The sequence below is a fragment of the Serratia sp. CoH_122_TC_1 genome (assembly GCF_058191755.1).
The window spans coordinates 72,641-84,849 of the sequence record NZ_JBXWLA010000008.1; the positions used below are offsets into that span (position 1 = coordinate 72,641).

A 12,209-nucleotide genomic window follows, 5' to 3' on the forward strand; every position below is an offset into this window, starting at 1 on the left:
TGGCATGCATCACAAAATACAAACATTCATTTATTATCAATGGTTTGCAATGAAAAACAAATGAATCAGGAGACCTTAGGTCTCTGACACTACGAGATCTGTACAGATTCCGCCCACTTACGCCTTGTCTTGCACATTTTGCAAAATTTTCTCTTGCTGCGATGCGATGTAGATACTTAATTGACGGAAATAAACGAGCGAAGCCTGTTCCGCTAAAAAAGAGCAACGACCAAGAATACAAAAGGAACATTTCGTGCGATTTTTTATCCATCACTCAGGCGTAGGATTTTTAATTTCCAGTAGTTTCCTTGCTAACATAGTTCCAGATCTTGCTGGATAACCAGACCGTATTTTAATCTTTGGTGTAAGAAGCAATGGTGAGAGTGTGTTGTGATTCGGTGCGTATTGCAGAGTGGCCATGAATTATGGGTAAATATCTGAAGGGTATTCCCCGAACACAATCGCTGTATTCGGGAAAATGCGTGATGGTTTAATCAAAACTGGAGGCGTCAGGCCATTGGTATATCCGAGCCTCATAAGGACGTAGGCATTGTTGCTCATCATGATGACAATAATTGCCCAATAACCGTTGCCCCTTATCCAAGGCCAACACGTGCGGATCTATCTGCAAAGATTCGCGACTCAAATTGCACAACACCAATACCTGCCGCTCATCCAGGGTGCGGGTGTAAGCATATATTTGCGGGTGTGCCGCCAGGTGTAATTGGTATCGGCCGTAGACCCACACGGGATCCCGTTTACGCAGCCGAATTAACGCCCGGTAAAAGTTCAGCACTGAATCAGGTTCTTCTCGCTGACGCGCCACGTTGATTTGCGCGTAGTTGGCATTCACCCTAAACCAGGGTTCGGCACGGCTGAAACCGGCATTGGGACCGTCGTCCCATTGCATCGGCGTACGCGAATTATCGCGCCCACTGCGGCCCAGAAACGCCAGGATGTGTGCCTCGTCCATCCCTTGCTCGCGCAACATGGCAAAGCGGTTTCTGGCAGCAACATCGTTAAAATCAGCCAGGCCGTCGAAGCGGGTGTTGGTCATCCCCAGCTCCTGTCCCTGATAAATAAAGGGGGTTCCCTGCATTAAAAAATACATCGTGGCGATGGCGGTAGCACTTTCGCGCCAATACTGCTTATCGTCGCCCCATTTCGACACCACGCGGGGAATATCGTGATTTTCGACATACAGTGCATTCCATCCTTTCCCTTCCAGCAATGTCTGCCAGCGGGTAAAGATGCTTTTTAGCCCCATCACGTCCATGCCTGCATCCGGCGCCTGCTGATGCCGTGTTTCCCACAGCTTGACGTGCTCAAACTGGAAAATCATATTCAACCGGTGATGCTGTTCACCCACCCAATCTTCGCCCTGCTCGGCCGAAGCGCCGTTCATTTCCCCCACGGTCATGATGTCATAACGGTTGAACACCTGTTCACACAGGTCATCGACATAATCGAGCAGGCCGTCATAATTCAGGTGACGTTCGAACGACGGCACGTAACGCAGGCCCAGCGGGTTGGGCATATCCGTTAGCCCCGGCTGTTTTTTCATATGGCAGATGGCGTCGATACGGAATCCATCAATGCCCTTATCCAGCCACCAACGCATCATGTCGTACAGCGCCGTACGCACCTCTGGGTTCTCCCAATTCAGGTCAGGTTGACGTTCAGAGAACAGGTGCAAAAAGTATTGTTCACTGCCAGGATCATACTTCCAGGCCGAACCGTTAAAAATGCTCTCCCAGTTGTTGGGTTCCGCCCCTTTTTTACCGTCGCGCCAGATATACCAGTCACGTTTGGCGCTCGATTGGGATGATCGTGACTCAATAAACCACGGGTGTTCGTCAGACGTGTGGTTCACCACCAAATCAAGTATCAACCGCATCCCCCGCGCATGCACCTCTGACAGCAGACAGTCAAAATCCTCCATGGTGCCAAATTCCGTCATTATGGCCTGATAATCACTGATATCGTAGCCATTGTCGTCGTTTGGCGAACGGTACATCGGACAGATCCAAATCACGTCTATGCCCAGCCACTGCAAATAATCCAGCTTGGCCGTAATGCCATTCAGATCGCCAATACCGTCCCCGTTGGAATCCATAAAGCTGCGCGGGTAGATTTGATAAACCACCGCCTGTTTCCACCACCGAACCTTTTGTCCGCCGCCCATATCCCGTTTCCTTTACTCAATTAATGCGTCTTTTCCGACGCCAGAATGCGCTGAAACGCCCGCCCCTGACGATCGAACAGATAACAACACTCCACCGGCAGGCGAACGCCCACGGTATCACCGGCCTCAATAGCCGAGCGTTCAGGGTTGCGCAACACCCAGGGTTCGCCGGCATTGCCGTTATCCAGATAGAGGTAGGTTTCATTGCCCATGTGTTCAACAAACATCACTTCGCCTTGAAACTCGCACTCTGCATGCTCCCCACCGCGAATATGTTCCGGACGAATACCGACGTTTACGCTCTGGCCTTCTGCCTCAGCGGGTGTAGCAATCGGCAGCACCAGCGCCTTGCCGTTATCCAGCTCGACCACGCTTTGGCTTTCACCGGCGCGCCGTAAAATCGCCGGGATCAGATTCATCTTTGGCGACCCGATAAACTGTGCGACAAACTCGTTGGCCGGCTGGTCATAAAGTTCCAGCGGCGTGCCCACCTGTTCAACATGGCCTTGGTTCAACACCACAATGCGGTCTGCCAGCGTCATGGCTTCCACCTGATCGTGGGTAACATAAATAATGGTCGACCCCAGCCGCTTATGCAGCGAAGCCACTTCCATGCGCATTTGTACCCGCAGCGATGCGTCCAGGTTGGAAAGCGGTTCATCGAACAAAAATAATTTGGGCTCGCGGACAATGGCGCGACCAATAGCAACCCGTTGCCGTTGCCCACCGGAAAGATCTTTCGGTCGGCGTTCCAACAAGGGTTCAAGTTGCAAAATACGGGCGCTGTCGCGCACGCGTCGGTCGATCTCTTCGGCCGAATGGCCCGCCAACTCCAGTGCAAACGCCATGTTTTTATAGACACTCATGTGCGGATAAAGCGCATAAGATTGAAATACCATGCCAATGCCGCGTTCTGCCGGCGTATCGTCGTTGACGTAGTGACCATCGATATACATGCCGCCGCTGCTGATCTCCTCCAGCCCAGCGATCATCCGCAACAAGGTGGATTTTCCGCAGCCGGAGGGGCCAACAATCACCACAAATTCCCCACTGTTAATGTGCAAATCCAATGACTTGATGACCTCTGCGTTAGCGCCATAGCGTTTTTGCAGTTTTTCCAGCGTGAGTTGCGCCATATTCCTCCCGTTCGCATCGCAGTTGGCATTAACGGGGCGCGAGTTCACGCCCCGTTATCCGGCTTATTTCAAATAATCGAGCCACGGGCTCTGGCTTGAGATCATCACATCGACCAGTTCAGGGATTGCCCGGCATTTGTCGTTGACCGAATCCACCAGCAGTGCCTGGATCACCAAATCGCGCGAGCCTTCAATCACTGCATCGGCGGTCAGATCGTGGATAGCAATCTGGTTACTGAGCAAGCCACCAATGCCTGCAGGCATATCCACTTTTATGCCATGCACCCCTTTGCGATCGATAATGGCCGGCACCTCGACGGCAATGAACGCCGGCAACTGTTTAATAAACCCCAGGTTGGGGATATTCACCGCCGACTCTTCATAGCCGGAATCCGTCAAGATCCCTTCCATGATCGGCACCACGCGTTCTTTCAGTTTCAATTCGATTTTCGGCTGCACATGGCCCAGGTAATTGCGATAGAAGGTGTAGAAATCGAGGATGCCGCGATGATCGCTGACCTCATTCGCCCAACGAATATACTCGCCAAAGTGGCTGTCGCCGGTGATTGGCAAGTGATGGAATTTCTCCAGAATCTCTTTAAACAAGGTGCGATCGGCCCAAGAATAGGCACTGTCTTTGCCACCCAGCGCCTCTCGCTCGGTGCTGCCTTCTGTCTGAACCCATGTGCCGTGAGTGCGGGTGTAGTCCAGGATGTCGCTGTAGCCTGGCAAACGGGAAAAATAGTCCGGCGCCTTGGCTCGCACGTCGCCATAAGCATCTTGACCACTGTCTTTGTAGCTGGCCTCCAGCAAGACGCTAAAGTGATTGAGCCCGGCGGCACGCAGCGTGAGGTTGTCGAATGACGTTCCGAGCATTTCCGGCAGATAGCGCTCAAGTGACGCAATTTCGTGACACATACCGACAAAATTGAGCTGCGGGAAGCGGCGATGCACGGTAGTACAAATGCGACTCATCGGATTTGAGTAGTTAAATACCCAGGCATTGGGGCAAATGTCGGCAACGTCAGCGCAAATGTCGAGGATCGGTGGAATAATCCGCAGCGAGTGGAACAAACCGCCAGGGCCGCCATTTTCACCATACACCTGCTGAATGCCATACTGCTGCGGAATTTGCCAGTCGAGATCCCACAGCGCAAAGCGATCGCCCACTTCGATGGAGATAATCACAAACTCAGCGCCCCTCAGCGCGGTTTTACGATCGGTCGTGGCGCTCACCGTAAAGGGCAGATCTTCAGCGGCCAAAAAGTCCCGGGCCGTTTTCTCAGTCACCGCCAGTGCGGCCGGGTTGATGTCGTGCAGCACAATCTCACTGCCGTACAGCGTTTTGCTCTGGAAGATATCCCCCAGCGTGCCGTAACCGAATTGCGCACTGCCTGCTCCCACTAAAACGATTTTTGTAGCCATTACTTTTCTCCTGCTTCAGGGTTAATCGAAAATCAGCCTTTTACTGCGCCGTTGGTTAATCCGCTGACGATTCGGCGCTGGAAAATCAGAACCAGTGCGATGATCGGCAGTGTGACGATGACCGAGGCCGCCATGATGGTGCCCCAGGGGAGTTCGAATTGAGAGGCGCCCTGCAACATGCCGATCGCCACAGGGACGGTGCGTTTGCCGCTGGAGATGACAAACGTCAGGGCAAACATGAATTCATTCCATGCGCCGATAAATGCCAGCAGTCCGGTGGTCACTAGCGACGGCCCCATAATGGGTGCAAAGATACGGGTGATGATGGTCCAGGTGCTTGCACCGTCGACAATCGCCGCCTCTTCCAATTCTGCCGGGATCGCTTTCATAAAGGTGGTCAGTACCCAGACGGTAAAGGGCAATGAAAAGGTGGTATAGGACAACACCAACGCCCCGAGGGAGTCATACAGCTCCATAAAGCGCACCAACTCGAACATGCCGGACAGTACCGCCACCTGCGGGAACATTGAGACGCACAAAATGGTGAACAGCAGATATTTGCGACCGCGAAAACGAATGCGCGCCAGGGCAAACGCGGCGGTAATCGATACCAGCAGACAGATACCGACCGTCAGCGTTGCCACCACGATAGAGTTCAACAAGCTGCGAGCAATGCCGTTATCGATCAAGGCTGTCAGATAATTGCCCCAATTCAGGTGGCTCGGCAGATAGGCAACCTGGAACAGGTCCTGCCCCGAACGCAATGAGGTGATCAGCGCGTAGTAGAACGGAAACAGACAGATGATGCTGGCCAACGCGGCGCTGGCAAATATCAGTATCTTATGACCCTTTTGTTGCTGTTGGCGGCTCAGTTTCATGCCTGTTTCCCCTTGTCATTCAGGCGACTCAGCGTGAGGAAACACGCAGCGATGCCCGCAACCATCATGAATACCAACACGGAAGCTGCCGAGCCGGATCCCATTTCCTGATAGCTGACCATGCGATCGCGCGCATAGCCGGACACGGATACCGTGGCCTCGCTGTTGGAGGTCAGCACATAGATCAGATCAAACACCCGCAATGCGTCCATGACCCGGAAAATCAGCGCGACGATCATCGCCGGCATGATCAGCGGCAAGGTGATGCGGCGAAACCGCTGCCAGGCATTGGCACCATCGACCCGTGCCGCCTCGTATAAATCCCCCGGGATCAGTTGCAGCGCGGCCAGCAGCATCAAGGCCATGAAGGGTGTGGTTTTCCAGACATCGGCAATCACCACCGCCCACATCGACAACCCCGGCTCCGCCACCCAGGCCAATGGGGTCGAGATGATGCCGGTCTTGAGCAGCAGGTCATTGACCACACCGTACTGATCGTGAAACATCCAGCCCCACATTTTGGCGGACACGATGGTCGGAATGGCCCAGGGCACCAAAATCGCAGTACGCACGAGCCCCTGGCCGCGGAATTTCTGATGCATCAGCAACGCCAGCAACATGCCAAACACCAGCTCCAATGACACCGACAGCAGGCTAAACCGCAGAGTATTGCCTACGGCCAACCACCACAGTGGATCCGCCAGCACGCCGTAATGATGCCCACCCTCGGTCAGGTCCAGATAGTTGGCAAAACCGACAAACCGGTAGTCATCTGGCGCATCCAGCATGGCGTCGGTAAAGCTGTAAAACAGCGTACGCAGCAGCGGCCAACCCGCGACGACTGCCAGCAACAGCATTGCCGGTGCCACCAAGAGCCAGGCGATGCGACTACGCCGTTGCTGATGATTCAACGTGCGGCGCCTGGCGGAACGTTCCGCCTTCGGTGCCGGGGCCGCCGTTAGGGATAAAGCGTGCGTCTCGCGTTTCATGCGTCTGACTCCAACGGTTAATGGGGATTGCACTGCCTTCAACGCCATCCTCTGGCTTTAATCCGTTCCAGTCGCTGTTGTAAATCCGCCACAGCAGTGACACCGTCACTATCTCCGCGCAATACGTTAAACGTGGCGTTGTAGATCGCTTTCGAAACCTGCGCGTACTGCCTTTTGGTTTGGGTTGCCGGGCGTGGCATTGCCTGCGCGAAGATGCCTTTGAAATCGGCTAAATACGGTGCCTGCGCCAGGACCTGGGGATCGTCGTACAATGCCATCCGTGACGGTGCCAGGCCCATTAATGCCAGCGCCCGTTTTTGCGATTCGGCATCGCTGACAATTTTCAGCAGCGCGATCGCCGCCTGAGGGTTCTTGGTATAACCGTTGATTGCCCACTGCCAGCCGCCTAATGCGCTGACGGACTCACCTTCAGCGCCCTTCGGCAACGGCGTTACGCCGACCTTTCCACGTATTGCACTGCTGCTGTCCTGCGCCAATACGTAGGCGTAGGGCCAATTGCGCATAAATAACGCATCGCCGTTTTGAAACACCGCCCGCGACTCTTCTTCCATGTAACCGAGTGCGCCCTTTGGCGTAATTTTGCCTATCCATCCGGCGGCCATATTTAATGCCTGTGCGGCCTGTGGATTGTTGATGGTGATATTGCCCTGGGCATCAATAAAACTGCCGCCGTTTTGCGACGCCACCCACTCGAGTGCGTTGCACGTCAGCCCTTCGTAGGATTTCCCCTGGAACACGAGTCCCCAAAAATTCTTATGGCCGGCGGCACGCTCCCCCTGCTGAATACGCGTCGCGATGCGGGTCAAGTCGGCCCAGGTCGCCGGGGGCTGCTCGTCGTATTTTTCCAGCAAGTCCTTACGGTAATAGAGTGCGCCACTGTCCAGATAGGCCGGTACCGCTTTAACCCGGCCATTAACCACATTGTTTTGCCAGGCGGCGGGGAAGAAATCCTGCTTGATGTCGCTCACGCTGTCGGTCAGATCCAGCAGATGTTTGTTCAGCACGCCTATCCACACGGTATCGGCCTGGAACAGATCGATGGCGCTGGAATCTTTGGCGGCAAACAGCTGCTGAAATAACGACAGCTTTTCATCGGAGGCCGGGGGAAGATCGATAAATTCCAGGGTATGGCCGGTCTGAGCCTCAAAACGTTGCTTGATCTCATTGCAATACTGACGCCCTTCTTTACTGGGCGCACACTGCATACGCAGCGTATCGGCCAGCGTTTGACCGGACATCAGCGCCAGTGTGGCGGCAACCATACTCGGTATCAGTCTTCTCATTGCGTCCTCTCTGGTGGCGGCTGGGAATACCGGCATCTCCCCGTCATACTTGAAGCTGCATCTGTGTTGGCTGCACCCGCGCACCCCAGTCACGTAGTTAACTAAGCGCCTGGGGATTTACGGCCATGCCGCCTTGATGCAACGCCAATTATTTTGGGTATAGCAGCAAAACTATCGAAGGCGGGTCATTGGCGGAAATCGTTTTTCATCGCTACGATATAGAAACTTTCTATATCACCAGTGGAAAATATGATCGTGGACAAAATTCTGCGGCAGTTTATCGAAGTGGCAATGTTCAAAAATGTGAGTCATGCAGCAAACAAACTCTGTTTGAGTCAGCCGACATTGACCCACAACATGAAGAAGCTGGAAGAGAACCTGGGAGTACAGCTGCTGGAGCGCACCTCAACGGGCGTGAAAACCACCGAATACGGTGACTTGCTGCTGGAGCAGGCGCAAATGATGCAGCGAATTTACGATAATACATTGATTAAAATGGCGTTTATCAAAGCACGTCAAGAGCAAAGCCTGCGCATGGGCACAGGCCATGCGTGGTGGTACATGTTCGTGCGTGACAGCTTCAATGCCTACCGTAAGTTACATCCGCTGGTGAATATTCATATTGATCTGGGCAACCATCTGCGTTTGATGGATCTGCTGTTGGGGGGCGATATTGACTTGTTCATCGGCCATGAAATTCAGGGATTGAACCCCAAGGCCGGCATCAGTTTTTTGCCGTTATTCAGCACCACCGACAGTATGTTTGTACGACGCGGGCACCCGCTGCTCGGTAAACCGGTAAGCCCGGATGCGTTGCTGGATTATCCCTGCGTTGAGCTGACGCCAGATGAAAGTCGCTATCATCATATCGTGGAGGATATGCAGCCGAAAAAGCTGGCACGTAACCGTCTGCACCTGGCGGAACGGGTGATTTGCTCAACCAACTCGATGATGTCGGCCGTAGATATGATCAATGATTCCGATGCAATTTTGTTAGCGTATCCCTCCTGTATGGCGGGCTACTTTGCCGATTATGGTATTGAGCCGCTGACGTTGATTCAACAGGGCCAACGCTGCACCGTCGGTATTTACCTGATGCGCGAAAAAGCGGATGCCCCCCATCTGATGCAAATGCAGGCGTTAATGCAGCAGCATCTGGAGCAGATCCGCCCTTTGTTGGTGTAATTACTTTTCGCCGCTCAATGCGACCAGTGCCTGATATAACGGCCGGGCATTCCCCGGTCCTACCACCAACTGATACTCGGTGGTCCGCTGTGGCGTTTCTACCTCCAGCAATGCTTTAACGCCTGGCAACTGCGTTATGCTTTGCCGCTCTAACCTTGTGCTATCACACAGTTCTGCCCTGACACGGCTGGCACAGTAACGCAGTTTGGTCAGGTTTTCTGCGCCGCCCAAGGCGGCAAGTACCGCTGTCGCCAACTGTTGTTTTTCCATGATGCCTCCTCAAAAAAATTGCCCTATGCCACCGCAGCATAGGGCCGCTGAGCGGCCGAAGTGAAATTGGTTTATTCCGGGGTGATATAGATAAGTTCTATAACGCATGATCGGACGCTCTCGGCGCCTTGCAGTGCATATACTTAAGAACGTGTTCAGATCGGAGGTAACTGAGATGAAGGCAATGATCCCCCTGTTTTTGATCCTGATGCTTTCTGGCTGTATCGGTAAAGGTGGCCCACAGGACGTGCCGCCACCGCCGGTGCATAATGATCCACAGACCTGCAATAATACCGGCGCCAGCGCCAACAGCGATTGCTCCCAATCTGTGGTGCCCGCTATGCATTAAGTGACCTCGGCCCACCTTTCACGGTGGGCCTTTGTGCCACCGGCAGATTACGACGACTGCTCTTCGTCGTTAGCCATATTTCTCGCCTGCTGCTTCATAAATACCACTTCCTGCGGGCTGGACATATTGACCCGTTGCGCGCGCAGCAGTTTGAGAATATTGAACAACAGCTCGCTTTTGGTGGCCCCAACCATGCGCGGACTTGCCACATACCCGGTCACACTGAGGATGATGCCATCCGGGCCGAGCTGGCTGAAACGCACATAGGGCGCAGGTGCCTCGAGAATAGCGTCATACTCTTGGTAGGCACTCAACAAAATATTACGTACCTGTTCCGGATCGATGTCCGTTGGGAAGGTCAGCGCAATCGTCACTACCCCCTGTGCGTTCCCCATCGTCGCGTTACGGACGTTTTGTGAGATTAACTGGGAGTTAGGGACAATCATTGTCGAACGGTCACTGAGTTGAATCTCGGTAGCACGCACGTTAATACGGCGCACATCCCCTTCGACACCGCCAATACCGATCATATCGCCGACTTTCACTGGCCGTTCGGTCAGCAGGATCAAACCGGAAATAAAGTTCTTCACGATCTCCTGCAAACCAAAACCGATACCGACCGATAACGCACTCACGATCCACGCCAGATTGTTCCACTGAATACCCAACGCAGCCAGGGTGATCAAGATCAGTAACACATAACCAACGTTACTGAATAACGTGACCAATGAGGCACGAATACCGATATCTGAAATGGTTTTCGGCAGTAATTCCTGACTGAGCCAACGCTGCGTCACCCGCAGAATGTAAATGCCAATGGCCAGGCAAATAACCGCATTAATCAGGTTACCCGGCACAATATTCAGCCGCTGTAATCCTTCACCACTCAGGATGGCAATAATTTTTTCGAGCAACGAGTTCGGCGTGGTGGTACCAAAAGAACCGTTAAACAGCGAGACGATCATCAACAACAGCAAAGAACATTTGGCAATGGCGGTGAAGATGATGGCCATTTGTTCCAGATGACGGTCTTTAAAGTTAAAGGACTTTTTGAGCATCTTGCCACTGGCGGTCTGCGGCGAAAAGATTGCGCCACACAGATCGGTCGCGAACAGCAGCAGAAAATAAAACGCCATCAATACCAGAGCTATCCAGATCACCTGATAGGTCAGGAAACGGGCGAACGCGATATACCCCACCAACAACGAGAATAAGATCACTACTGAGCATACCAACGTGCCCATGTGCAGCAATCCGCTGATGGTTGAGCGTTTCTCTACATGCTCGCCCTGCTGTTCCAGCTTACGGCGGATACGCTGAGAACGTAGCGGCATCGCCAGCAATACCATGCCGATCAAGCCAGCGACCAAGCCATTGCCGAAAATGGTGGTGCTCAGGCTGGCGCTGACCACGTTATTGATCAGTTCCACGGTACCAAACGCCAGTGCCAACCCAGCCAATAGCGGTGAAAAATAACGCAGCCCGGAAGCAACGGCATCATCCATCGAGGCCAGGCGCCATGATGGCCGATTGAGCGACAGTGTCGCACGTCCCAGCCCGGCAATCAGCGCACAGAAGATCCCCAACCGGTTAAAGCCTTCGGCGAAGTCCTCGAGCATTACCGGCAGCGGTTGCACGCGGGTAAAGGAGATATACAGCAAATTTAACGCAATACTGGTGGTGATCACGGTGACGGTGACGGTCATCAGCGCCATAAAGCTGCGGCGCAAGCGCCCGTCCGGCAGAAAACGAATACTTGCCCAAGCCAGAAAACGCTCAGAGAAGTAACGCCCCCACGACCAGATAACCACGGCCAGTACCAGCAAACCGAGTGTGCCGTAACGCGAGTCCTCTTGCCAACTGGCGTCCCAGGCTTGTTTCATAGCAGCATTGAATTCATCCAATCGCTGCATGTCACTGTCGGAAGGTTGCACCACCGGCGACCAAAACTTGGCGCCCAGCACGCTGCCGGTGTTCAACGCCAACTGGGTTTTGAACGCCACACGACGCAGATCGCTGATTTGTTGCCCAAGGTCGAGCACGCTGGCTTTCATGGCCTGCGCCCGTTTTACCGCATCGTCGAGTTGCTTTTTGCTGTTGTTCAAACCATTACGCTGCTGCACCACGGCTGCGGTTTCTGCCATCGCCCCGGCGGCCGGCGGTGGGCCTAATACATCGAGTTGCGCCTGCAATTTTTCCTGCGCCGGTTGCAGTTCGGTCGCGAGCTTGTCCAGTCCAGCGGCCAGATCGTCGGTGACCAGCTTCAGCTTGCTGAGTTGGTTATCATTATCCGCCTTGGAAACCTGCTGTTTGATGCTATCCAACTGTTTCTGGTAGTTCTTTAGCGCGGTAGCAGGATCCAGCTGGACTTCGGCGGCAGGGGTATCATCCTGTGCAGCGACGCTGGTCAGCGGTGCCAACTGCAAGCCAAACAGCAGGAACAGGAAAAGAAGAATTTGACGGGGCTTTAACATAAATTCATTGCTCG

At 53.7% G+C, this 12,209-nt stretch carries 10 protein-coding genes; 2 read left to right on the forward strand and 8 right to left on the reverse strand.

What is annotated here, in order from left to right; all coding sequences use genetic code 11:
* Window positions 1-490: 490 nt before the first annotated feature.
* The 6 genes from AC2FC2_RS11950 to AC2FC2_RS11975 all read right to left on the reverse strand — a co-directional run bounded on the left by AC2FC2_RS11950 (window position 491) and on the right by AC2FC2_RS11975 (window position 7,917).
* Window positions 491-2,185 (reverse strand): glycoside hydrolase family 13 protein, encoded by a 1,695-nt coding sequence (locus AC2FC2_RS11950; protein WP_490659277.1) that lies wholly within the window; start codon window positions 2,183-2,185, stop codon window positions 491-493.
* A gap of 20 nt (window positions 2,186-2,205) precedes the next feature.
* Entirely contained in the window at window positions 2,206-3,321 is a 1,116-nt protein-coding gene (locus tag AC2FC2_RS11955) for an ABC transporter ATP-binding protein (protein WP_209633552.1), read from the reverse strand.
* Between the two features lie 63 nt (window positions 3,322-3,384).
* Entirely contained in the window at window positions 3,385-4,746 is a 1,362-nt protein-coding gene (locus AC2FC2_RS11960) for a family 4 glycosyl hydrolase (RefSeq protein WP_490659278.1), read from the reverse strand.
* A gap of 32 nt (window positions 4,747-4,778) precedes the next feature.
* Window positions 4,779-5,624, reverse strand: coding sequence for a carbohydrate ABC transporter permease (locus tag AC2FC2_RS11965; protein WP_490659279.1), 846 nt, complete (start codon window positions 5,622-5,624; stop codon window positions 4,779-4,781).
* Window positions 5,621-6,613 (reverse strand): carbohydrate ABC transporter permease, encoded by a 993-nt coding sequence (locus tag AC2FC2_RS11970; RefSeq protein WP_209633558.1) that lies wholly within the window; start codon window positions 6,611-6,613, stop codon window positions 5,621-5,623. Before AC2FC2_RS11970 ends, AC2FC2_RS11965 begins: the two co-directional genes overlap by 4 nt.
* A 38-nt stretch (window positions 6,614-6,651) precedes the next feature.
* Window positions 6,652-7,917 carry an ABC transporter substrate-binding protein gene (locus AC2FC2_RS11975; RefSeq protein WP_265553320.1) on the reverse strand — a complete coding sequence of 422 codons (1,266 nt, stop codon included), beginning with the start codon at window positions 7,915-7,917 and terminating at the stop codon, window positions 6,652-6,654.
* A gap of 249 nt (window positions 7,918-8,166) precedes the next feature.
* Between AC2FC2_RS11975 and AC2FC2_RS11980 the strand changes: the two genes are divergently transcribed.
* Window positions 8,167-9,102, forward strand: coding sequence for a LysR family transcriptional regulator (locus AC2FC2_RS11980; protein WP_209633562.1), 936 nt, complete (start codon window positions 8,167-8,169; stop codon window positions 9,100-9,102).
* Here AC2FC2_RS11980 and AC2FC2_RS11985 read toward each other — a convergent pair whose 3' ends face one another.
* Window positions 9,103-9,372, reverse strand: coding sequence for a PTS sugar transporter subunit IIB (locus tag AC2FC2_RS11985; protein ID WP_209633564.1), 270 nt, complete (start codon window positions 9,370-9,372; stop codon window positions 9,103-9,105).
* A 175-nt stretch (window positions 9,373-9,547) separates the two neighbouring features.
* On the opposite strand from AC2FC2_RS11985, the gene AC2FC2_RS11990 reads away from it, so the two are divergent.
* Complete coding sequence (locus tag AC2FC2_RS11990) at window positions 9,548-9,721, forward strand: hypothetical protein (protein WP_209633565.1); 174 nt, start codon at window positions 9,548-9,550, stop codon at window positions 9,719-9,721.
* A gap of 47 nt (window positions 9,722-9,768) precedes the next feature.
* Here the strand turns inward: AC2FC2_RS11990 and AC2FC2_RS11995 are convergent, their stop codons facing one another.
* A complete protein-coding gene (locus AC2FC2_RS11995; protein WP_209633567.1) occupies window positions 9,769-12,195 on the reverse strand; it encodes a DUF3772 domain-containing protein in 2,427 nt (808 codons plus the stop codon).
* Window positions 12,196-12,209: the final 14 nt, after the last annotated feature.